22 protein-coding genes are annotated in these 22546 nt (G+C 62.5%); 4 read left to right on the forward strand and 18 right to left on the reverse strand.

The features are described from left to right. Positions 1–3: 3 nt before the first annotated feature. Positions 4–1344, reverse strand: coding sequence for a type I glutamate--ammonia ligase (glnA, locus tag AB0N65_RS11955; protein ID WP_364161421.1), 1341 nt, complete (start codon positions 1342–1344; stop codon positions 4–6). Positions 1345–1532: 188 nt separating this feature from the next. On the opposite strand from glnA, the gene panB reads away from it, so the two are divergent. Further along, on the forward strand, positions 1533–2438 hold the full coding sequence (gene panB / locus AB0N65_RS11960; protein WP_364161423.1) for a 3-methyl-2-oxobutanoate hydroxymethyltransferase: 906 nt from the start codon (positions 1533–1535) through the stop codon (positions 2436–2438). On the opposite strand, the gene AB0N65_RS11965 is transcribed toward panB, so the two are convergent. After that, complete coding sequence (locus AB0N65_RS11965) at positions 2435–2599, reverse strand: SPOR domain-containing protein (protein ID WP_364161425.1); 165 nt, start codon at positions 2597–2599, stop codon at positions 2435–2437. The genes panB and AB0N65_RS11965 overlap by 4 nt on opposite strands. Positions 2600–2707: 108 nt before the next feature. On the opposite strand from AB0N65_RS11965, the gene map reads away from it, so the two are divergent. Both map and ppgK read left to right on the forward strand, forming a co-directional pair. Next, positions 2708–3586 carry a type I methionyl aminopeptidase gene (gene map / locus AB0N65_RS11970; RefSeq protein WP_364161427.1) on the forward strand — a complete coding sequence of 293 codons (879 nt, stop codon included), beginning with the start codon at positions 2708–2710 and terminating at the stop codon, positions 3584–3586. 74 nt (positions 3587–3660) lie between these two features. Then, positions 3661–4464, forward strand: a complete 804-nt coding sequence (gene ppgK / locus AB0N65_RS11975) for a polyphosphate--glucose phosphotransferase (RefSeq protein WP_364161578.1) — start codon at positions 3661–3663, stop codon at positions 4462–4464. 90 nt (positions 4465–4554) lie between these two features. Here the strand turns inward: ppgK and nrdR are convergent, their stop codons facing one another. The 3 genes from nrdR to AB0N65_RS11990 form a co-directional block, all read right to left on the reverse strand. Continuing rightward, complete coding sequence (gene nrdR / locus AB0N65_RS11980; protein ID WP_364161429.1) at positions 4555–5055, reverse strand: transcriptional regulator NrdR; 501 nt, start codon at positions 5053–5055, stop codon at positions 4555–4557. A 168-nt stretch (positions 5056–5223) separates the two neighbouring features. Beyond that, the gene (gene hisD / locus AB0N65_RS11985) at positions 5224–6582 is read right to left on the reverse strand and encodes a histidinol dehydrogenase (protein ID WP_364161431.1); all 1359 of its coding nucleotides are present in this window, start codon (positions 6580–6582) and stop codon (positions 5224–5226) included. 4 nt (positions 6583–6586) lie between these two features. Beyond that, positions 6587–7108 (reverse strand): hypothetical protein, encoded by a 522-nt coding sequence (locus tag AB0N65_RS11990; protein ID WP_364161433.1) that lies wholly within the window; start codon positions 7106–7108, stop codon positions 6587–6589. A 114-nt stretch (positions 7109–7222) separates the two neighbouring features. On the opposite strand from AB0N65_RS11990, the gene AB0N65_RS11995 reads away from it, so the two are divergent. Beyond that, complete coding sequence (locus tag AB0N65_RS11995) at positions 7223–7723, forward strand: flavin reductase family protein (protein ID WP_364161435.1); 501 nt, start codon at positions 7223–7225, stop codon at positions 7721–7723. A 5-nt stretch (positions 7724–7728) separates the two neighbouring features. Here the strand turns inward: AB0N65_RS11995 and dnaE are convergent, their stop codons facing one another. The 13 genes from dnaE to ftsW all read right to left on the reverse strand — a co-directional run bounded on the left by dnaE (position 7729) and on the right by ftsW (position 22546). Next, complete coding sequence (gene dnaE, locus AB0N65_RS12000) at positions 7729–11286, reverse strand: DNA polymerase III subunit alpha (RefSeq protein ID WP_364161437.1); 3558 nt, start codon at positions 11284–11286, stop codon at positions 7729–7731. A gap of 58 nt (positions 11287–11344) precedes the next feature. Beyond that, the gene (locus tag AB0N65_RS12005; RefSeq protein ID WP_364161439.1) at positions 11345–12271 is read right to left on the reverse strand and encodes an RluA family pseudouridine synthase; all 927 of its coding nucleotides are present in this window, start codon (positions 12269–12271) and stop codon (positions 11345–11347) included. Further along, positions 12264–12863, reverse strand: coding sequence for a signal peptidase II (lspA, locus tag AB0N65_RS12010; RefSeq protein ID WP_364161441.1), 600 nt, complete (start codon positions 12861–12863; stop codon positions 12264–12266). The genes AB0N65_RS12005 and lspA overlap by 8 nt, the downstream gene beginning before the upstream one ends. A gap of 100 nt (positions 12864–12963) precedes the next feature. Further along, positions 12964–13662: a DivIVA domain-containing protein gene (locus AB0N65_RS12015; protein WP_364161443.1), complete on the reverse strand. Its 699-nt coding sequence runs from the start codon at positions 13660–13662 to the stop codon at positions 12964–12966. Positions 13663–13818: 156 nt separating this feature from the next. Beyond that, positions 13819–14106, reverse strand: coding sequence for a YggT family protein (locus AB0N65_RS12020; protein ID WP_364161445.1), 288 nt, complete (start codon positions 14104–14106; stop codon positions 13819–13821). A 155-nt stretch (positions 14107–14261) separates the two neighbouring features. Further along, positions 14262–14795, reverse strand: coding sequence for a cell division protein SepF (gene sepF / locus AB0N65_RS12025; RefSeq protein ID WP_364161447.1), 534 nt, complete (start codon positions 14793–14795; stop codon positions 14262–14264). An 86-nt stretch (positions 14796–14881) separates the two neighbouring features. After that, positions 14882–15637 (reverse strand): YggS family pyridoxal phosphate-dependent enzyme, encoded by a 756-nt coding sequence (locus AB0N65_RS12030; protein ID WP_364161449.1) that lies wholly within the window; start codon positions 15635–15637, stop codon positions 14882–14884. Beyond that, positions 15630–16340: a polyphenol oxidase family protein gene (locus AB0N65_RS12035; RefSeq protein WP_364161451.1), complete on the reverse strand. Its 711-nt coding sequence runs from the start codon at positions 16338–16340 to the stop codon at positions 15630–15632. Before AB0N65_RS12035 ends, AB0N65_RS12030 begins: the two co-directional genes overlap by 8 nt. A gap of 25 nt (positions 16341–16365) precedes the next feature. Next, entirely contained in the window at positions 16366–17589 is a 1224-nt protein-coding gene (gene ftsZ / locus AB0N65_RS12040; RefSeq protein WP_364161453.1) for a cell division protein FtsZ, read from the reverse strand. Positions 17590–17794: 205 nt separating this feature from the next. Further along, a complete protein-coding gene (locus AB0N65_RS12045; protein WP_364161455.1) occupies positions 17795–18757 on the reverse strand; it encodes an FtsQ-type POTRA domain-containing protein in 963 nt (320 codons plus the stop codon). Further along, positions 18750–20123, reverse strand: a complete 1374-nt coding sequence (gene murC, locus AB0N65_RS12050) for a UDP-N-acetylmuramate--L-alanine ligase (protein ID WP_364161457.1) — start codon at positions 20121–20123, stop codon at positions 18750–18752. Before murC ends, AB0N65_RS12045 begins: the two co-directional genes overlap by 8 nt. Continuing rightward, on the reverse strand, positions 20120–21238 hold the full coding sequence (gene murG, locus AB0N65_RS12055) for an undecaprenyldiphospho-muramoylpentapeptide beta-N-acetylglucosaminyltransferase (protein WP_364161459.1): 1119 nt from the start codon (positions 21236–21238) through the stop codon (positions 20120–20122). The genes murC and murG overlap by 4 nt, the downstream gene beginning before the upstream one ends. Before the next feature lie 6 nt (positions 21239–21244). Further along, positions 21245–22546 carry a putative lipid II flippase FtsW gene (gene ftsW / locus AB0N65_RS12060; protein ID WP_364161461.1) on the reverse strand — a complete coding sequence of 434 codons (1302 nt, stop codon included), beginning with the start codon at positions 22544–22546 and terminating at the stop codon, positions 21245–21247.

Below are 22546 nucleotides of genomic sequence, written 5' to 3' on the forward strand. Positions count from 1 at the left end.
CTCCTAGAGGATACCGAGGTTGCGCTGCAGCTCGTACGGAGTGACCTGGAGGCGGTAGTCCTGCCACTCGGCACGCTTGTTGCGCAGGAAGTGTTCGAAAACTTGCTCACCGAGGATTTGGGCAACAAGCTCCGATTCCTCCATGGCGCGGATGGCGTCGTGGAGGCTCGCCGGCAGTGGAGCATGGCCCATGGCCTTCCGCTCTGCCGTCGTCAGCGACCAGACGTCGTCTTCAGCGGCCGCGGGAAGTTCGTAGCCTTCCTCGATGCCCTTCAAACCGGCACCCAGCAGGACAGCGTAAGCGAGGTAGGGGTTGGTGGCGGAGTCGATGCCGCGGTATTCGATCCGTGCCGATTGACCCTTGCCGGGCTTGTAGAGCGGCACACGGACCAGCGCGGAACGGTTATTGTGGCCCCAACTCAGGTAGCTGGGTGCCTCTCCTCCGCCCCACAGCCGCTTGTACGAGTTCACGAACTGATTGGTGACTGCGGTGAACTCCGGCGCGTGCTTGAGGATCCCGGCGATGAACTGCCGTGCCGTTTTGGAGAGTTGGAACTCTGCTCCCGCCTCAAAGAAGGCATTGGTGTCGCCCTCAAAGAGGGAAAAGTGCGTGTGCATCCCGGAGCCGGGGTGGTCCGTGAAGGGCTTGGGCATGAACGTTGCGTACGTCCCCTGCTGTAGCGCCACTTCCTTGATCACCGTACGGAACGTCATGATGTTGTCCGCGGTCTGCAGGGCGTCCGCATAACGGAGGTCGATCTCGTTCTGGCCGGGACCGCCCTCGTGGTGGCTGAACTCCACCGAGATACCGACAGACTCAAGCATCGTCACCGCGGTACGTCGGAAATCCTGTGCCACGCCGCCGGGAACGTGGTCGAAGTAGCCGCCTTCGTCCACCGGAACCGGTGCGCCGTCAGGTCCCAGGTCCTTCGACTTAAGCAGGTAGAACTCAATCTCGGGGTGGGTGTAGCACGTGAAGCCCATGTCGGCAGCCTTAGCGAGCGTCCTCTTGAGCACATTGCGGGGATCCGCCGCCGACGGTTCGCCGTCCGGGGTCAGGACGTCGCAAAACATCCTTGATGTCTGTTCGGTTTCGCCCCGCCAAGGCAGGATCTGGAACGTCGAGGGGTCCGGCTGCGCCAGCATGTCCGATTCGAAGACGCGGGCCAGGCCTTCGATGGCCGAACCGTCGAAGCCGAGGCCTTCTTCGAAGGCACCTTCAACCTCTGCGGGCGCCAGCGCCACGGATTTCAATGAACCCACGACGTCGGTGAACCACAAGCGTACGAAGCGCACGTCACGCTCTTCGATCGTCCGCAGAACGAACTCTTGCTGGCGGTCCATTGGGGCCTCATTTCCGGTTGGTGTCCACGCCGCGGTTCCCGTTGCTGGAGCCACGGCAGCTCAGCCTTCACTCTACTAAGCATTCCGGTGGAATGCCGCCGCAGTAGCTGCGCGTAACACACCGTTTACAAACAGTGACGCTTGGCACACTGCTGGCAGGCATCGGCAGCACGCCTTAGGCTCTATTCATGGCCCCAAGCAACCTTCCTGAATCCTCCACGCCCGCCGAAGTCCCCGCACCCTACGGCACCGGCCCCGCAGCAGCAGTGCCAGCCCCGTCGGCCGGGGGAAGGAAGCCGATCAACAGGGTGCGCATCCACCACTTGCAGCAGGCCAAGGACAACGGCGAACACTTCGCGATGCTTACGGCCTATGAGCAGTACACCGCCGAGATTTTTGATCAGGCCGGCATCGAAGTACTCCTGGTGGGCGACTCCGCATCAAACAATGTTTTTGGCAACGAGACCAGCATCCCCGTCACCGAGGACGAGCTGCTCCCTCTCTGCCGCGCCGTGAGCCGTTCTGCGAAGCGGGCACTTATCGTCGCCGACCTGCCCTTTGGAAGCTACGAGGTCTCACCGCAGCAGGCTGTGGCCACGGGTGTCCGGTTCCTCAAGGAGGGCCTGGCCCACGCCGTCAAGATCGAAGGCTCGGCCTACTACGCGGACACCGTCAAAGCAATGGTCCAGGCAGGCATTCCCGTGATGGCCCATATCGGATTTACCCCGCAAAGCGAGCACTCGCTCGGTGGCTACCGGGTCCAGGGACGCGGTGATGACGCCCGGCGCCTCATTGAAGACGCCGTGGCTTTGCAGGATGCCGGCGCCTTCAGCGTCCTCATGGAGATGGTTCCGGCGGACACCGCAGCCGCAGTCGACGCTGCATTGCGCGTCCCGACAGTGGGCATCGGCGCCGGCAGGAACACCACGGGCCAGGTGCTGGTGTGGCAGGACATGGCCGGACTCCGTGGCGGCAAGATGGCCAAATTCGTCAAACAGTATGCCGATCTTCGCACTGCTCTCAGCGATGCCGCGACCGCGTACGGCGACGACGTCAGGTCCGGCCAATTTCCAGGACCGGAACACTCCTTCTAATCGTCGTCCTGCGCATCCCAGGCTTCGTTGCGCGCCCGGACCTTTTCCAAGGCGTGCTCCGCCTCTTCCCGGGTTTTATAGGGCCCAATGAGCTGGGTCCAATCGGACATGGCGTCCTCTTCGATCTCGTGCGTCTTGACGTTGTACCAGTACTCCGTCACGTCTCCTCCTCGGTCCGCGGGCCATCCGACGCGTAACGTTGGCGAAGCCACGGGAACCACGGCCGGCATTGTTACTTGCGTCTCTTGTGTGCCTTATATGATCAATCTATGCCTTCTCTTGCTTCGACCGCACCCATCGGCACGCTCACCCCCGGAACCATCAGCCCTGAACGGCCGGTACCGGCGTCGATCCCCCGCCCCGAGTACGTAGGCAAGAAGGCACCCGGCAAATTCACCGGTTCCGAGGTAAAGTCCCCGGAGACGGTCGAAAAAATCCGCGTGGCCTCCCGCATTGCTGCCCAAGCGATCGTGGAAGTCGGCAAACACATCCAGCCCGGCATCACCACGGACCAACTGGACAAGATTGGCCATGAGTTCCTCCTCGACCACAAGGCCTACCCCTCGACTCTCGGTTACAGGGGTTTCCCGAAGTCCCTCTGTTCATCACTGAACGAGGTCATTTGCCATGGCATCCCCGATTCGACGGTGGTCCAGGACGGCGACATCCTGAACATCGACATCACCGCGTTCATTGGTGGTGTCCACGGAGATACCAACTACACCTTCCTTGTTGGCGATGTGGATGAAGAGTCCCGTCTGCTGGTTGAGCGTACGCAGGAGTCGCTCAACCGGGCCATCAAGGCCGTGGCCCCCGGCCGCGAAATAAACGTCATCGGCCGTGCAATCCAGTCCTACGCCAAACGCTTCGGCTATGGCGTGGTGCGGGACTTCACGGGCCACGGTGTCGGCGAGGCCTTCCACACAGGCCTCATCATTCCGCATTACGACGCAGCCCCGGCGTACAACACGGTGATCGAAACAGGCATGGTCTTCACCATCGAACCCATGCTCACCCTCGGCACCATCGAATGGGACATGTGGGCCGACGACTGGACTGTCGTCACGCGGGACCACAAGCGCACAGCCCAATTCGAACACACCCTGCTGGTTACCGAGACCGGCGCGGAAATACTGACCCTTCCCTGAACTTTCCGGAAGGTCCACCGCAGCCCCCGGGCGGCTGCGCCATGCCCACCCCTCCTGCCATGAACGGAATTGCATTGTCCAAGAAGGATGAGAAGACCTACAAGAACGCGCCGCTGATCGGAATCGACATCGGTGGTACCGGCATCAAGGGCGGCATTGTCGACCTGAAGAAGGGCAAGCTGATCGGCGACCGCTTCCGTGTGCCCACCCCGCAGCCGGCAACTCCCGAGGCCGTTGCCGAAGTCGTGGCGCAGATCGTCGAGGAACTGTCCAGCCGCCCCGATGCACCTGCTGCGGACTCGCCGGTGGGCGTGACCTTCCCCGGCATCATCCAGCACGGTGTGGTCAATTCCGCAGCCAACGTGGACAAGTCGTGGCTTGCCACGGACATCGATAAGAAATTTACGGAGCGCCTTGGCCGTCCGGTCGAGGTCATTAACGACGCCGACGCCGCAGGCCTGGCCGAAGCCCGGTACGGTGCCGGCGAAGGCGTCGACGGAACGGTACTGGTGATTACGCTCGGTACCGGCATCGGTTCGGCCTTCATCTTCAACGGCCAACTGGTCCCGAACGCCGAGCTGGGGCACCTGGAAGTGGACGGCTTCGACGCCGAAACCAAGGCATCTGCCGTAGCCCGCGAACGTGATGGGCTCAGCTGGGATGAGTACGGTGTCCTGCTCAACCGCTACCTCCAGCATGTGGAGTTCCTGTTCTCCCCGGAACTCTTCATCGTCGGTGGCGGTATCTCCAAGCGGTCCGATGAATACTTCCCGCACCTGAAGCTCCGCACACCCATCGTCACGGCCAAGTTGAAGAATGATGCCGGAATCGTCGGCGCCGCCCTCGAAGTAGCCCTGCACCACAAGCTCGCGAAGTGAGAATGCCCGCGAAGTGAACGGCGGCCGCCGGCTTCGCACTAAGTGATGCCGGTGGCGGCTGCGGCTTCCCCTCCGCTGCCGCCACCGGAGCTAGAGTTGGCTTTTCTCGGAGCCTTTGGCGTCCTTTGCACTCTTCGCGTGGCCCTCGGCCTCGTGCCGTAGCAAGGAAATCGCGGACTCGAAGTCCTCCAGGGACTCAAAGGCCTGGTAAACGCTGGCAAAGCGCAGGTAGGCGACCTCGTCGAGCTTCCGCAAAGGACCAAGGATAGCCAGTCCGACCTCGTGGGCGTCAATTTCCGCGGCGCCGGACGAGCGGATGTTCTCTTCGACTTCCTGTGCGAGCATTGCGAGGTCGTCCTCGGTGACGGGACGCCCCTGGCATGCTTTGCGTACGCCGCTGATCACTTTGATCCGGCTGAAAGGCTCGCCGACTCCGGAGCGCTTGATGACTGAGAGGCTTGTGGTCTCTACCGTGGTGAAGCGGCGGCCACATTCAGGGCATTGACGCCTGCGGCGAATGGAAGAGCCATCATCGGCCATGCGGCTATCGACGACCCGGGAATCAGGATTCCGGCAAAACGGACAGTACACGCTGGGCCTCCCTGATCTGTTCCGGCAGGCTCGGGCCGCCATAGGAGGCCACGCAAAAGGTGCCGGAGGTTTCCTTCCGACACCAGTTTACGTATGGAGACAGCCGAATGACAAGCGTGTAATTACTACATGTAGTGGTAGCGACCCTTATATGTAGTGGTTCACGCGCTATTGGAACCGGATCTTGACAGCATCGCCGTGTCCGGGGAGGTCTTCGGCGCCGGCCAAACTCACGATGTGGCCACTGACCTGCTCCAAGGCGGAACGGTCGTAATTGATCACCTGCACGGCCCGGAGGAACGTGGTGACATTCAGTCCGGAAGAGAAAGCGGCGGTCCCGCTTGTCGGCAGCACGTGGTTGGAACCAGCGCAGTAGTCGCCAAGGCTCACAGGACTGTAGTCCCCGACGAAGATCGCGCCGGCGTTACGGATCCGTGCTGCCACGGCCGACGCATTGGCGGTCATGATTTCCAAGTGCTCGGCTGCGTAGGCGTTGCATACGGCAATGCCCTGTTCCAGGTCGTCGACCAGCACCACACCCGACTGCGGCCCGGACAACGCCTCGTGGACGCGCGCGCTGTGCTTGGTTGCCGCGGCCTGCCGCTCCAGTTCACGTACGACGGCGGCAGCCAGTTCGGCGGAGTCTGTCACCAGGACGGACGCAGCCTTGGGGTCGTGTTCCGCTTGGCTGATGAGGTCGGCTGCCACCAGCGCGGGCTTCGCTGTTGCATCCGCCAGGATGGCGATTTCCGTGGTCCCGGCTTCGGAATCGATTCCCACTACGCCTTTGACCAGCCTCTTGGCAGTTGCCACGAAAATGTTGCCGGGACCCGTGACGACATCCACAGGTTCGATCGGAAGCCCGCCATCGGGGTCCGGAACCCCGTAGGCAAAGGATGCGATCGCCTGGGCGCCACCGATTGCATAGACCTCATCGATGCCCAGCAGCGACGCCGCCGCGAGGATCGTGGGGTGCGGCAGTCCGCCGAAGTCCTTCTGCGGCGGCGAGGCCAAGGCAATGGACTCCACTCCTGCGGCCACCGCCGGAACAACGTTCATGATGACTGAGGATGCCAGTGGAGCCAAGCCACCCGGGACGTACAAGCCCACACGTCCTACGGGAATCCAGTTCTGGCTGACAACAGCGCCGTCGGCCAATGCAACGTCAACGTTTCCCGGACGCTGTTTCTCCGCGAATTGCTTGGCGCGGCTGATCGATTCTTCCAGTGCCGCACGGACTTCCGGATCTATTCCTTCCAGCGCCGTGGCAAGTGCCTCTGCCGGGACCCGCGGGTGCGACTGCTCAACGCCGTCAAAATTGCGTGCAAGCTCAGCAAGGGCAGCAAAGCCCCGGCTCCGCACAGCGGCGATGATGTCCAGGACCTTCTGCTCCGCGTCCGCCATTGTCTGGTGCTTCGCCCTGGGCACTGCTGCACGCAGTTCGGCCAAGGAGAGGTGGCGGCCCCTGAAGTCAACGCTGCGGAAGTCCAAAGAGGCGGGGGCGGAGGTATCCGAAGAAGTGGTCACCCGGCTATTTTACGGGCTTGTGGGAAAGAACCCCGAACAGTGCCAGCACGAACGTTAGGAACGCTATCGCGCCTGGCCACAGAAAGAGGACTGCATACGAACGGAGCGAGAAGCCATACGCGGGATCCGAAGCTGCGCCCCAGAACTGTGCGGCCTGCAATCCAACGACCCAGGCGATGACCGCGCCCACACCGCCTCCTGCCACCGCGGATGCCAAGCGGATACCCGCTCCTTCGCCCTGCAGCTTCCCATCCAGCAGCAGTCCGGTAGCGCAACCGGACACGAGCATGAGTGCGGCCAGGACCAGGTCCCTCGGCAGCCAGGTGTCGGGGTTGGCCGGATCGCCCAACTCAGGGTTGCCGGAGATAACATTGAGCCCGCCTGGAGCAAGGACCCACCAAAGCACTCCCAGCATCACACCCGAAACCGCTGGAACGGCGAACCACCAAACGGCGCGGGAACGCCTTGCAGGTGACGGGCTGGCTGGGGTGGATTCCCCGGGAACATGCAGGGTGGACTCGGTCATGCGTTTCACATTAACAAAGGTTGAGGCCTTCCCAACAAAATGAGGAGCAGCCGCCGGTAGGGGAATACGCTGAAGGAAGACGCCCCGTCCTGCAACCCCAGGAGATCAATAACCGTGGAAAGCGAAACTGCCGGCTTCGAAAAGACGTTCAGGGAGATGTTCCGCCGCCATGCCGCCGGTGTGGCCATCATCACGGCCAACTTCAACGGAAGCCCCTTCGGGTTCACGGCAACCTCCGTTGCTTCGTTGTCCGCCGAGCCGCCCCGATTCACTTTCAACATGGCCAGGAGCTCCAGTTCCTGGCCTGCGGTAGCGAACGCGAAATACATCGGTGTCCACATGCTCGGCCTGGAAAACCAGGCCCTGGCTGATCGTTTCGCACGGACCCGCGACCGTTTCGAAGGAGACCACTGGGAGCCCGGTCCGCATGACGTCCCCATCCTGAAGGACGTTACGGGCTGGCTGGTCGGGAAGATCCAGATGCGGTTGTCCTTCGAGAACAACGCGGTGGTGGTCGTGGAGGTAGTCGACGGCCAGGTTGGCGGCGAGGGCGCTCCCCTGCTTTATCACAGCGGCGGATACAGCCAGCCTGCACCCCTGGACTACGAGATCTAGCCTCCCTAGTTGTCCAGGCAGGCCGGGCCCAGGAGGACTTTCAGGTCGCCGAAGAGCGAGGGACTCGGATTGACCCGCAGATGCACGGGAAGCGCCATCACCTCGATCTTGGTGTCGCCCATGAGCTTCAGCCGAACCTCGGAGTTGCCACGGTGCGTACGCAGGACATCACGGAGATCCGTGACGACCGCTTCCGTTGCCTTGAACGTCGGAATAGTGATCACCACCGGACCGTTCACGCTTTCGCTCAGGTCCGGAACCGAAAGCTCCATGCAGTTCAACGTCACCGCTCCGTCGTCCCTGCGTTGCAGGCGTCCCTTCACCACGACGATCAGGTCCTCGGCCAGCACTGAGGCGATCGGCCCGTACACCTGGCCGAAGAACATGACCTCCATGGAACCGCCAAGGTCTTCGATCTCGGCGCGGGCGTAGGCATTGCCACTTGCTTTGGCGATCCTACGGCTCAACGAGGTGATCATGCCCGCAATGGTGACGATCGCGCCGTCGTGCGGTCCGTCTTCAGCGATGATCGACGTAATGGACTGTTCGGCGTGCTGGCTCAAGACTCCCTCCAAACCCTGCAGGGGGTGGTCGGAGACGTAGAGTCCCAGCATGTCGCGTTCGAACGACAGCTTGTCTTTCTTCTCCCACTCCGGCAGGTCCGGGATCTCGGTGGTCAGGGAAGCCTCCGGCTCCTGGTCCTCAAAACCGGCAAAAAGGTCGAACTGCCCGATCGCCTCATTCCGCTTAAGCGTGATGACGGAGTCGATGGCCTCTTCATGGATCATGGCCAGCGCGCGCCGGTGGTGTCCCAGCGAGTCGAAGGCACCTGCCTTGATCAGTGACTCAATGGTGCGCTTGTTGCACACGATGGCGGGGACCTTCATCAGGAAGTCCTTGAAGGACGTGTAGCTCCCCTCAGAGGTCCGCGCAGCCACCATGGCCTCCACCGCGTTGACGCCCACGTTGCGGATCGCACCCATGCCGAAGCGGATGTCCTCACCCACCGGGGTGAAGTTCAGGGACGACTCATTTACATCCGGCGGGAGAACCGTGATGCCCATGCGGCGGCACTCGTTGAGGTAGATGGCGGACTTATCCTTGTCATCACCGACGGACGTGAGCAGCGCAGCCATATACTCCGGCGCGTAGTGCGCCTTCAGGTAAGCGGTCCAATAGGAGATGACGCCGTATGCCGCCGAGTGTGCTTTGTTGAAGGCGTAGTCGGAGAAGGGCAGCAGGATGTCCCAGAGCGTCTTCACGGCTTCCATGGAGTACCCGTTGTCCTGCATACCCTGGGAGAAGCCGGCGAACTGCTTATCCAGCTCTGATTTCTTCTTCTTGCCCATGGCGCGGCGGAGGATGTCTGCCTGGCCCAGGGAGTAGCCGGCAAGTTTCTGGGCCACGGCCATAACCTGTTCCTGGTACACGATCAGGCCGAAAGTGCCGCCGAGGATGTCTTCCAAAGGCTCCGCCAGTTCGGGATGGATGGGAATGACTTCCTGTATCCCGTTCTTGCGTAGGGCGTAGTCGGTGTGGGCGTTGGCACCCATCGGCCCCGGACGATACAACGCCAAGACAGCGGAGATGTCTTCGAAGTTGTCGGGTTTCATCAGCTTCAGGAGCGATCGCATGGGACCGCCGTCGAGCTGGAACACGCCCAGGGTGTCCCCGCGGGCCAACAGCTCGTAGGAAGGGGCGTCGTCAAGGGCGAGGTTCTCGAGGTCGAGGTCAACCCCGCGGTTCATTTTGATGTTTTCCAGGGCGTCCGAAATGATCGTCAGGTTTCGAAGGCCCAGGAAGTCCATCTTGATGAGGCCGAGGCCCTCGGACGTCGGATAATCGAACTGGGTGATGACCTGGCCGTCCTGGAAGCGGCGCATGATCGGAATGACATCGATGATGGGGTCCGAGGACATGATGACGCCGGCGGCATGGACACCCCACTGCCGCTTCAGGCCTTCGATGCCCAGTGCTGTTTCGAAGACCTTTGCTGCCTCGGGGTCCGTGGCGATGAGTTGGCGGAAGTCCCCGGCCTCGCTGTAGCGCTTGGACTCGGGGTTCTGGATGTCCGCAAGCGGGATATCCTTCGCCATGACGGCGGGTGGGAGTGCCTTGGTCAGCTGCTCGCCCATGCTGAAGGGGTAGCCGAGCACCCTCGAGGAGTCCTTGAGGGCCTGCTTGGTCTTGATGGTGCCGTACGTCACGATCATCGCCACGCGTTCGTCACCATACTTCCTGGTGACGTAATCAATGACTTCCGAGCGGCGACGATCATCGAAGTCGACGTCGAAGTCGGGCATGGACACACGGTCCGGGTTAAGGAAGCGTTCGAAGATCAGGCCGTGCTGCAAAGGATCGAGATCGGTAATACGCATGGCATAGGCCACCATGGATCCTGCACCGGAACCACGGCCCGGGCCTACCCGGATCCCGTTGTTCTTGGCCCAGTTGATGAAGTCCGCAACCACCAGGAAGTACCCGGGGAAGCCCATGGAGGTGATGACCTCGAGCTCGTAGTCCGCCTGCTTCCGGACTTTGTCCGGCACGCCCTGCGGATAACGGTAGGCCAGGCCCTTGTCCACTTCCTTCACCAGCCAGGAGGTCTCATCCTCACCGGGCGGGCAGGGGAAGCGAGGCATGTAGTTGGCATCCGTGTTGAAGGAAACCTCGCAGCGCTCGGCGATGAGCAGCGTGTTGTCACATGCCTCGGGGTGGTCGCGGAAGAGCTCACGCATCTCCTGCGGAGACTTCAGGTAGTAGCCGCTGCCGGAGAAGGCAAACCGGGAACCGCCGTTGTCGTACGTGGGTTCCAGGAGCGTGGAGCCCGACTGGATGGCCAGCAGGGCCTCGTGCGCCTTCGCATCGTGCTCGTGCGTGTAGTGAAGATCGTTGGTGGCCACCAAGGGAAGATTCAGTTCTTTGGCCAGCCGCAAGAGGTCGCCGGTGACGCGGCGTTCGATGTCCAGCCCGTGGTCCATCAGCTCGCAGAAGTAGTTCTCCGCGCCGAAAATATCCCTGAACTCGGCAGCCGCTTCCAGTGCCTCGCGGTATTGGCCCAGCCGCAGGCGGGTCTGCACTTCCCCGGACGGGCACCCGGTAGTGGCGATAAGCCCTTCGGAGTACGTATTGAGCAACTCCCGATCCAAGCGTGGCCATTTGCCGAACACCGAGTCCAGCGATGCGATCGAGGACGCCCGGAACAGGTTCCGCATGCCAACGTTGTTATAGCTCAGCAACGTCATGTGGGTGTAGGAACCACCACCGGAGACATCGTCCTTGCGCTGGCTCTCGTCGCCCCACCGGACGCGTTCCTTGTCCCCGCGGGCGGTGCCGGGAGTCACATAGGCTTCAACACCGATGATCGGTTTGATGCCTTTGTCCGTGGCCTTGCGCCAGAAATCAAACGCGCCGAAGAGGTAGCCATGGTCAGTGGTCGCCAGGGCCGGCATACCCAGCCGTTCGGTTTCGTCGAACAGTTCGCCCAGGCGGGCCGCTCCATCCAGCATGGAGTACTCGGTATGGGTGTGAAGATGGACGAACGAATCATTGCTGGAAGTCACCCCGATAGTCTACCGTCCGGTTCCGACGGAATTCGGAGCGGCCGGCCGAACCGCGGGACTATGCCGAGCCGCTCGCCAGCAGGTCCAAAGCGTACTGGAGGTCACCCGGATATTGGCTGGTGACCTCCACCCACTCCCCTGTGCGGGGGTGGTGAAAACCGAGCTGGCGGGCATGCAGCCACTGCCGGGTCAGGCCAAGGTTGGCGGCCAGCCGGGGATCAGCACCGTACGTGAGGTCACCTGCGCAAGGGTGGCGCAGCGCCGAGAAATGGACCCTGATTTGATGTGTGCGGCCCGTCTCCAGGTGCACCTCCACCAGCGTGGCCTTGCCGAAGGCTTCCAGAACCTCGTAGTGGGTCACGGAGGGCCGGCCATCCTTGATCACCGCAAAGCGCCAATCGTGGCCGGGGTGGCGGCCGATCGGTGCATCTATGGTGCCTTCCAAGGGGTCAGGGAGGCCTTGGACCACTGCGTGGTAGACCTTGTCCACAGTGCGTTCCTTAAAGGCCCGCTTGAGCGCTGTATAGGCGTTCTCCGTTTTGGCCACGACCATCACACCAGACGTGCCTACGTCGAGCCGGTGGACGATTCCCGCCCGTTCCGGGGCGCCCGACGTCGAAATCCGGTATCCGGCACCGGCGAGGCCACCGACCACGGTGGGACCAACCCAACCAGGAGAAGGATGTGCGGCCACTCCTACCGGTTTGTCGATGACGACGAAGTCCTCGTCATCCAGCAGGATCTTCAGGCCTTCCACAACTTCCTCCACGACTTCCAAGGGATCCGGTCGCTCAGGAACCGTGACATCCAACACTGAATTGGCAACCAGCTTTGCCGACTTGCCAAGGGCCACGCCGCCGCTGGTGACGTTGCCCTCGGCAATCAGCAAAGCAGCGGCCGATCGTGAAATATCCAACAGCTTGGCCAAACCCGCATCCGCACGGGCTCCTGCCAGTTCCTCCGGTACGACAACCGATTTACTCACCTGCAGGCTCCTGCGACGCACCATTGGCAGGCTTGGCAGGCTTCGCTGTACTTGCGTGCCGCGTACCGTCCATTCCGATCCCACGCAGCGTCAGGAGGCATATGATGACCACGCCGGAAACGACTGCCGAGTCTGCGATGTTGAAGATCGCGAAGTTGGGCAATTGGATGAAGTCCACTACATGCCCCATGGCGAAGGAAGGCTCGCGGAAGAGCCGGTCAGTGAGGTTGCCGAGGGCACCTCCGAGGAGCAAGCCCAGCGACAAGGACCACCACGCCGAGCCGAGCCGCCGCAGCTGGAACAGGATGGCCACGGAAACCACAGCCATGACGATCGTGAAAATCCACGTAACGTTCTCGCCGATGGAGAAGGCTGCGCCTGAATTACGGATGTAGTACCAATGCAGGAGGGGAGGCAGCACAGGAATGCGTTCGCCTTCCGTCATGGTACTGGTCACCCAAAGCTTGGTGAGCTGGTCAAAGACGTAGGCAAACACGGCGCAACCGGCAAAAAGCCAGAGCATGGCAGGGCGCCGGATGCGTCGCGGTGAAGGCGCCGGCTGGGATGAATCGCCGGTGAGGTCGTCGGTCATAGTGCTTTCATTCGTGGAGCCTGCTGGACTGAGGCGAAGGTTGTTAACAGCGAAAGCCGGTGGCCGAGGAGTCCTCAGCCACCGGCTTTCAGAATACTTGCTAAACGTCAGCGGTCGCTTCGCCAACCTCAGGGGCGGCAACAGAACCACGGGCGTCAAGATCGCGCAACTGGCCTTCGATGTAGGCCTTCAGGCGTGAACGGTAGTCACGCTCAAAGCCGCGGAGCTGCTCGACCTTGCGCTCAAGGACGGAACGCTGCTGCTCGAGGGCACCCAGGATCTTACGGGACTTCTCCTGGGCGTCGTTGACCAGGCTGGATGCCTCGATCTGCGCCTCGGCGATGATCTTTTCCTTCTGCTGTGCACCGTCGGCCACGTGCTTGTCGTGCATCTGCTGTGCCATGGCCAGCAGGCCCGCGGCAGATTCAGCGGAGGGGGTGAGGCCGTTGCTGGCAGCCGGCGCCTTTGCAGAGGCAGCTGCGGCTGCAGCCTGCTCGGCTTCCTTCTTCTTGGCGGCTTCGGCGGCCTTGGCTTCTGCTTCGGCCTTGGCCTCGGCTTCCTTGTCCACCTTGACCGGGGCCGGCACCTTCTCGACAACAGGAGCGGGAGCAGCGGCCGCAGGCACAGCCGTGCCGGCTTCCCCAAGCTTCTTGCGAAGTTCGTCGTTCTCCTGGTTCAGGCGACGCAGTTCAACCACGATCTCGTCGAGGAAGTCGTCCACCTCGTCCTGGTCGTAGCCTTCGCGGAACTTAGTCGGCTGAAAGCGCTTGTTGACAACGTCTTCTGGCGTCAAAGCCATCTGGTCACCTCGTTGGTCTAGTTAGTCAGTAGGCCTTCCGGCCGTTCAAAACTACGGTACCTGCATATCATCTGGTTCCTCCAATTCAACACCATCGTGTTGATTTGGAGAATTTACGGCCTGGAGGCCTTTCCCGCCCCCGGTTCCGTGCAGCAGCTACGCCAGGCTGTTGGTCACCGCCATAGCGATGCTGACGGCGATAATCAGGATCAGGAACCCCAGATCCAAAGAGATTCCACCAAGCTGCAGCGGCGGTATCAACCTCCGGAGCCTCCTGAGCGGAGGGTCCGTCACGGAGTACACCACATGGGCTGTTACCAGTGCCACACCCCGCGGGCGCCACTGACGGGCGAACATCTGCACCCATTCATAGATCAACCTGATGATCAGGGCAATGAAAAACAGCAACAACACAATATAGATAAGGCCGAAAACAATGCCCACGAGTTAGCTCAGATCTCCCAATTGTTCCGGAATGCCGGTTCGGCCACTACAGCAACGATGGCCGGCCCTGATGTTTTGCAGCGCCGATCCGTTCCTATTATTGCAACACAGATGCCAGGCGGGTTGTCCCGCCTGGCATCTGCGAAGGATCGTATTCAGCTTTGGTTGAAGAAGCTGGCCTGCGTCTCGCTGGCCTTTTTGTCATCGCCGATGACCTCGACATACGACGGCGACAACAGGAAGACTTTGTTCGTCACCCTCTCGATGCTGCCATGCAGGCCGAAGACAAGGCCCGCCGAGAAGTCCACGAGGCGCTTCGCATCGGCCTCACCCATGTCCGTGACGTTCATGATGACCGGGATGCCGTCCCGGAAACTCTCACCGATGAGCTTGGCATCGTTGTATGAACGGGGATGAACAGTGGTGATCTGCCTCAGGCCCGAGGCATCTTCGCGGCTCGACGCCGCACGCTTGATGGGTGTCACGGGTGCGCGGTATTCCTCTTCGGCATCAACAGTGGGCATTTCACGGACAACTTCCCGGACGGGAGCCGGTGCGCGGCGCTCTTCCCGTTCCTGTGCCTGGGGGCGTTCTTCGTCGTGGTGGGCGACAGCCTGCTCAGATTCGTAGTGTTCATCGCCGTCGGCGAGCCCAAGATAGATCATTGTCTTGCGCAGAGCGCCAGCCATGGTGCACTCCTATCGTTTCTGCAGTAGGCGGGCCGCCATGACTTGACTTTGTTGGAACCCCGGCCCGTCATTCCAATACTTTGACGCTACCGCACGGCCGGACGCGAACCGAGAATATCGGAGCCAATTCTCAGGTGTGTCGCTCCGAACTTGATGGCTGCCTCGAGGTCCTGGCTCATCCCGGCGGAAATCGCAGTCGCGTCCGGGTGATCAGCGCGCAGGGCCTCGGAAACAGCCGCCAACTTCTCAAACGCAGGCTCAGGCCGAGCACCAAGCGGCGCCACTGCCATCACACCAGCCAGCCGCAGGCCGGGGGCTGAAGCGATCCGTTCAGCGAGGTCTTGGACCTCCGTGGGGCGGGCACCGCCACGGTGCATTCCGGCGTCGTCATCCAGCCCTACCTGGATGAAGCACTCCAGTTCGCCTCGTCCCGTGGCTTCCTGCTCGCGGAGAAGGGACTTCTGCAGGGCGTCGACCAACGGGGACCGGTCAATGGACTGCACGGAGTGGGCGTACTTGGCAACGGACTTTGCCTTGTTGCTTTGCAACTGCCCCACAAAGTGCCACCTGAGGTGCAGGTCTCCAAGTTCCGTGGACTTCGCAGCAGCCTCCTGGTCGCGGTTCTCGCCCACGTCTTCTATGCCCAGCGACGCCAGCCTGCGGACATCCGCGGCGGGGTGGAACTTGGTGACCACAATCAGGGTGGGCGTGTCCGCACGATCCGCCGCATCCATCGCCGCCGCGATACGCTTCCGAACCATGTCCAGGCGGCCGGCCAGTTCGGCCATGCGGGTATCACCCGCCTGCGCTGCTGGCTGTTCGTCGCGTCCAGGGCTAATCATGCGTCCACACCAAACCTGCGAATCGACCGGTTCGGGAATCCCGCCGGTATGAATAGAGGGAGCCGGTCTCGAGCGTGCACTCACCGAAGTACTTCACCGGGACGTCGAGTTCCTCAAGTTGTGCCCGGACGCCGGCAGGCAAGTCCAGCGCCGGAGTGCCCCACGCGGTGGTGGACCAGGCCGAGGGTACGACTGCGGCAACATCGGCGCGCATCTGGTCAGGAACTTCGTAACAGGATCCGCAGATGGACGGCCCGAGCCACGCGCTGATATTCTCCGCGCCGACCGTCCGCATCTTCCGCACCGTCGCAGGAACAACCGCGGAGGCAACTCCGGGGCGTCCGGCATGCGCCACCGCGATCACAGGCGTGCCGCCCGCGGCCTCACCCACCAGGACCACAGGCACGCAGTCCGCAACCATGACCGCCAAAGGCTGGACAGTCCCCGGGCGGCCCGGTTCGGCCACCATGGCATCCGCAGTAGGTGCAGGTCCGTCAGCCGGGATCATCGCCACATTGTTACCGTGGACCTGATCCATGTAGTTGAAACTGAGGGCCCCAAGCTTGGCCGCCTCATCCAAACGGATGCGGCGGGCCTTCACTTCCCCGGGATCGTCCCCCACATGAAGGGCCAGGTTCCCGGCGCCTGTGTCCGTGAAGGCTACAGATACGCCGGGCCGAACTTCATCGCGCCACCAAAACACCGGGTAATAACTCTCCGGGCTCCGCTTACTTAAGGAAGTCGGGAACGTCGAGATCGTCCGAGCGGCTGCCGGTAAGGTCCGGCTCCACAACGGCCGGGAGGTCGACGTCGAACCCCGAGTCAGCGGGCAATGCGGACGGACGCTGCTGACCCCAGTTGCTCAGGCCGGCGGCGCCGACGCCTGCGGTTGCGTGTTGCGGCGCGGCAGCGCCTGACGGAGCAGCGCTGGGAGCAGCAGGACGATCGGCGGCAGGCACGGGGTTCTGTGCCGGACGGGACTGATCCATCGAGGGCGAGGTGGCCTTGACGTCGTCGAAGCCGGCGGCAATGACGGTGACGCGGGCTTCGTCGCCCAAGGCGTCGTCAATGACAGCACCGAAGATGATGTTCGCCTCGGGGTGGGCCACTTCCTGCACCAGGCGCGCGGCCTCGTTGATTTCGAAGAGGCCAAGGTCCGAACCGCCCTGGATGCTCAGCAGCACGCCATGGGCGCCATCGATGGAAGCCTCAAGGAGCGGAGAGGCGATGGCGAGTTCGGCGGCCTTGACTGCACGGTCCTCGCCACGGGCCGAACCGATGCCCATGAGCGCCGAACCGGCACCCTGCATGACGGACTTGACGTCGGCAAAGTCGAGGTTGATGAGGCCCGGCGTGGTGATGAGGTCGGTGATGCCCTGAACGCCCGACAGGAGTACCTGGTCAGCGGAGCGGAAAGCGTCCAGGACGGAGACGTTGCGGTCGCTGATGGACAAGAGGCGGTCGTTGGGGATGACGATGAGCGTGTCGACTTCGTCGCGAAGGGCATCGATGCCCGCCTCAGCCGAACCTGCGCGGCGGCGACCTTCGAACGTGAAGGGTCGCGTGACAACGCCGATTGTCAGCGCGCCCAGCGAACGTGCGATGCGTGCGACAACGGGTGCTCCGCCGGTACCGGTGCCACCGCCTTCGCCGGCAGTCACAAAGACCATGTCAGCGCCGCGGAGAACTTCTTCGATCTCGTCAGCGTGATCTTCGGCGGCCTGCTTGCCGACCTCCGGGTTGGCCCCTGCGCCGAGGCCACGGGTAAGCTCACGTCCGACGTCGAGCTTGACGTCGGCGTCACTCATGAGCAGCGCCTGCGCGTCAGTGTTGATGGCGATGAACTCGACGCCCCGGAGGCCGACCTCGATCATGCGATTGACTGCGTTCACGCCACCGCCGCCGATGCCGACGACCTTGATGACGGCCAAGTAATTCTGCGGTGCTGCCACGTTTCGTGCCCCTTGCTTGTGTCCTATTGCGAAACTGATCGAGTCCAACTTGAATCCTTGGACCTTAACCCTCTAGTTGAAGGTTATAGTTATGTCAAGTAACTCTACTGCGACGGTATTTCCTCCGCTTCTCACATGCAATGACCGCTTGCGCGTGTCGCTTGATTGTCGCGAAATAAGGCCATCAACCGCAGCAGGTTACCTCCTACTTTGTGAATGGATGCCGGGGCACGCTGACGTCGTAGACGCTCACGGGAACCTTGGGGTCCGGCGGCATCTTCAGCAGGGCTTCAAGGGCTTTCGCTTTCAGTTCCCTATCCTCGGCATTGCCCCACACTACCGTCTTTCCATCCGTGAGTTTTAGTTCAACGGCGTCCGGTGAAGCGGCCGAAGCGGTGGACATCCTGGCAAGGACGTCGGCCGGCAGAGTGTCCAGGACAGCGGCTATCGCTTTGAACAATTCCGTGTTGGTGGCACCGGCTCCGGCATCGATCAGTGGAAGCGCTACGGCCTCTTTGTCTTGCGTGACACCCAGTTGAACGCCGTCGACGTCCACCATGACAAAAGTGTCGCCTTGCTTGAGCAGGGCAACCGGCACACGCTCATTAACGTGAACCAGCAATTCCGACGGCGGCCGGGCCTCCATGGTGGCCGACCTCACCTGGACGAGGGGCTTCAAAAGCTCGTTGATCTCCTGCTCGCTGACTTGCGGGAGCGGTTTACCCTCGAGGTCGCCCAGCGCCTGCTGGACGGCGTCCGGAGTCAACAGCTTGGTGCCGTCCACCGTAATGGTCTTTACCGCCAGCACCGGCGAATAGACGGCCCCCGCGATGATGAGCGCAACCACGGCCGCGACGATGGAGAGGGTCCACACAACAATCCTGCGCTTCCGCCGGCCCTTGGGTTCGGGAAAGACAATGACGTTGTCAGCCTGTCCGGATTTTCCGGACTTCCCGGGCTTGGAACCTTTGTCCTTGCTCTTTGGGGCGGACGGTTTGCCCACATACTTGCCTGCGGTTGCAGGCGATTCCAGGTCCGGCACGATAGGGCGCTGGGCGCTGATAACGGCCTCGGCAGCAGGGCGGCCTCCACCGTTGGCGGGGCGCTTGGCATTCGGCCCGCCTGATGCCGCTCCCGGCTTGAACGTCGGCTTGCGGGTGCTAGCCACCCAAGGCCTCCACAATGACGGGTCCGTAGGCCGTCACGTCCCCCGCACCAACCGTCAGGACGATGTCCCCGTCCGATGCTGCCGTGACGAGCGCATCGACGGCGTCATCGGCGGAGACCAGTCGCCCGTGGGAAAGCTGATCGGATATCAACGCACTCGTTACCCCCGGAATCGGGTCTTCGCGGGCAGGGTAGATGTCCAGGACCAGAGCGGTGTCGGCCGCGTCCAGTGCAGCTGCGAAATCACCGGCGAACTCGCGCGTCCGTGAAAACAAGTGCGGCTGGAACAGTACGTGTACTTTTTTGCCGCCTGCGACCGAACGGGCTGCGGAGAGTGCTGCACGGACTTCCGTGGGGTGGTGCGCGTAATCGTCGTAGACGCGCACCCCCCTCCCCTGTCCCTTGAGTTCAAAACGCCTGGAAGCTCCCGTGAAGTGGGCCAGCGCAGCGGCAGCCTCAGCCGGCGCTACGCCGAGTTCAACCGCGACGCCGAACGCGGCTGCTGCGTTGAGGGCGTTGTGCCGTCCCGGTACTTGCAGATCGAGGGCGTACGGGACTCCGCCGCCCAAAGCGACCGAAACGGCACCGGGCCCGTCGTCCGTGAGCCGGATGTCGGCGTCGTCAACTGTTCCGTAAGTCAGCACCCGGGTGGCGCCCTTCGACAGCGTCCGCTCCGCAAGGGCCCGTGCCCCGGGGTCGTCGGCACACGCGAGCAGGACACCATCCGCCGGCAGAAGGGCGGCATAGTTGTCGAACGATGCGAAGACTGCGTCGGCCGTACCGTAATGGTCCAGGTGGTCGGCTTCCACGTTGGTGACCACGGCAATCAGCGGCCGGTAGTTGAGGAAGGAACCATCCGACTCGTCGGCCTCCGCCACAAAAATGTCCGATGCCCCGTGGGCGGCGTTGACGCCCAGTGCCGGGACGTTCGCGCCAATGGCGAAGGACGGGTCCAGGCCTGCTTCCTTCAGCAGGACGGCGACCATGGACGTCGTGGTCGACTTGCCGTGCGTGCCCGCGATAGTCACCACCCTGTGCCCGGCCATGGTGGCGGCCAAGGCTTCCGACCGGTGCAGCACCGGCAACCCCGCTTCCCGCGCCGCAGCCAGTTCCGGATTGTCTGCCCGGATGGCAGATCCGGCAACCACAGTCTGGGCATCGCCAAGGTTGAGGGCGTCGTAGCCCACCGCGATGCGGGCGCCGGCCGAGGCGAGATCGTGCATGACCGGCAGGTCCTTGGCATCCGTTCCACTGACCGGCACCCCACGCGCCACCATGATCCGGGCAACGGCAGACATGCCGACTCCCCCGATGCCAATGAAATGGACACGGCCAAGTGATTCAAGGGGCGCAATGGTGTGCGTCATGCGGATACCGCTTCCAGGACAAGATCAGCCATTCGCTGATCGGCGTTTCTGATGCCGAGGGCCTCGGACTTCCGGGACATGTCTTCAAGCCTGCGCCGGTCCGACAAGAGTGGGATGAGCTCGGCAGCGATCCACTCCGGACCAAGGGCCTTGTCTTCGACCAGGAGCGCGCCGCCGGCCTTGACCAAGGCGCCTGCGTTCAACGCCTGCTCACCGTTTCCGATCGGCAACGGCACGAACACCGCGGGTACACCCACCGCAGCAACTTCACTGACCGTAGCCGCGCCGGCACGCGCCAGGAGGACGTCGGCGGCTGCATAGACATTTTCCATGCCATCCACGTACTCAACCTGGCGATAGCCGTCAGCAGCGAGGACAGTGCCGTCGTCGTTCATGACGGCTTTACCGGCACCGGTGATGTGCAGCGTCTGGATCCCGGCGGCTTCCAAGGCAGGCAAGGCGGCTGTGATGGAGCGGTTAATGCTCAGGGCACCGGAAGATCCCCCGGTAACGATCAGGGCAGGACGGTCGGGGTCCAGGCCAAGCGACGCCTTCGCCGCAGGCGCCGCAGCGGCCCGGTCCAATCCAGAGATGGCCCGGCGCATGGGCATGCCTACGTGCCTGGCGCCGCGGAGCTGCGTCCCGGCAAAGGCGACGCCTACGTGGCTGCTGAACCGCGCACCTACACGGTTGGCGAGGCCCGGCCTCATGTTTGCCTCATGGATGACGATGGGGATTTTGCGCTTGCGTGCCGCCAAATATGCAGGAGTGCACACATAGCCGCCCACTCCCACCAGGACATCTGCCTTCGCATCGTCCAGAATGCGCCCTGCTTGCTTGACTGCCCCTGCAAGGCGGCCCGGAAGGCGCAGCAGGTCAGGTGAGGGCCTCCGGGGAAAAGGAACGCGGTCGATGGTCGCGAGATCGTAGCCTGCGGCCGGGACAAGCCGGGTTTCCAGGCCCGACGGCGTCCCTACAGCCAGGATGTCGGCCTCCGGACGCTGTGCCTTGATCGCGTCGGCGATGGCCAGCAACGGACTTACGTGGCCGGCCGTCCCGCCTCCGGCGAGAACGACGGACAACGGATTGGACGCTTGGGGGAAATCTGAAGTCATGAAGTGCTATTTACGCTTTCGTGCGGTCTTGGGAAAACGACGCGGCAGAAGCCTGGGGCGTTGCTGAGGCGGCAACTGGCCCCGGGCCAAGGACAACACTACGCCCACGCCGCAGAGCGACATCACCAAGGCCGAACCACCGGCCGAGATGAAGGGTAGTGGCACACCGATCACCGGGAGCAGCTGGGTTACCACAGCCATGTTCATGCTGGCCTGGCCAAGCAGCCACACCATGATGCCGCCCGCAAGCGTGCGCTGGAAGGGGTCTGTCTGCCGGATCACGACGCGGAAGATGGCGATGCCCAGGATCGCGAACAAAACCAACACCACGATGGTGCCAACGAGTCCGAGCTCCTCGCCAATGATGGCAAAAATGAAGTCGTTATGGGCTTCCGGAAGCCAGTTGTACTTTTGCCTGCTCTGGCCCAGCCCCAGGCCGGTCCAGCTGCCCTGCGCCAATCCGTACATACCGTTGGTCGACTGGTAGCTGAAGTCGGAGTCGGCCCTGCAGGAATCGCCGGCCATGCCCAACCAGACCGTGACACGGCACATCCGGTTGGGGCTGATGATGGTCATGGCCGTTGCACCGATTACGCCAATAATCCCGGCGATCGCCAGCATCTTGGTGGGGACGCCGGCAAAGTACAGGCCTGCTGCCACAATGGCCATGACAACGATACCCGTGCCGAGGTCGTTACCCGCCAGGATCAGGGCGAGCACCAGGCCTGCCCCGGGAATCACCGGGATGATGACGTGCATCCAGCGATTAAGGTATTTCTCCTTGCGTGCCAGTACTGCGGCAATCCAGACACAAAGCACCAGTTTGGAGATTTCCGAAGGCTGGATACTGATGCCGCCAATGTCGATCCAGTTCTGGTTGCCCAGAGTGCTGCGCCCAAACACCTGGACAAGCACCAGCAGCACGATGACGGCGCCGAGGCCCCACCACGACAACTTCTTCATCCAGCTGACGTTGGTGCGCGAAATGATGTACATCGCTATCAGCCCGACGACGCCAAACATTGCCTGCTTCAAGGCGTCGGCGTAGGGCGACTTGCCCACGGAGATGGCTTCCACGCTGGAGGCGGAGAGCACCATCATCACACCAATGGCCGTCAGGGCGAGGGCACAACCGAGGATGAGGTAATACGTGGAGCTGTTGGGAGCTTTGCCCTTGCCTTCCAGGCCCTCCCAGAAGCTCCGGACGTGTCCGCGGATACCCGAGGACTGCTTGCCGGCACCAGGCGGGACGCGGGGTTTCCCGTCCCGCGGCTCTTTGCCGCGGGTGCGGGTGGGCGTGCTGACCAT

The sequence above is a fragment of the Paenarthrobacter sp. NPDC089322 genome, assembly GCF_040684895.1.
GTDB lineage: Bacteria > Actinomycetota > Actinomycetes > Actinomycetales > Micrococcaceae > Arthrobacter.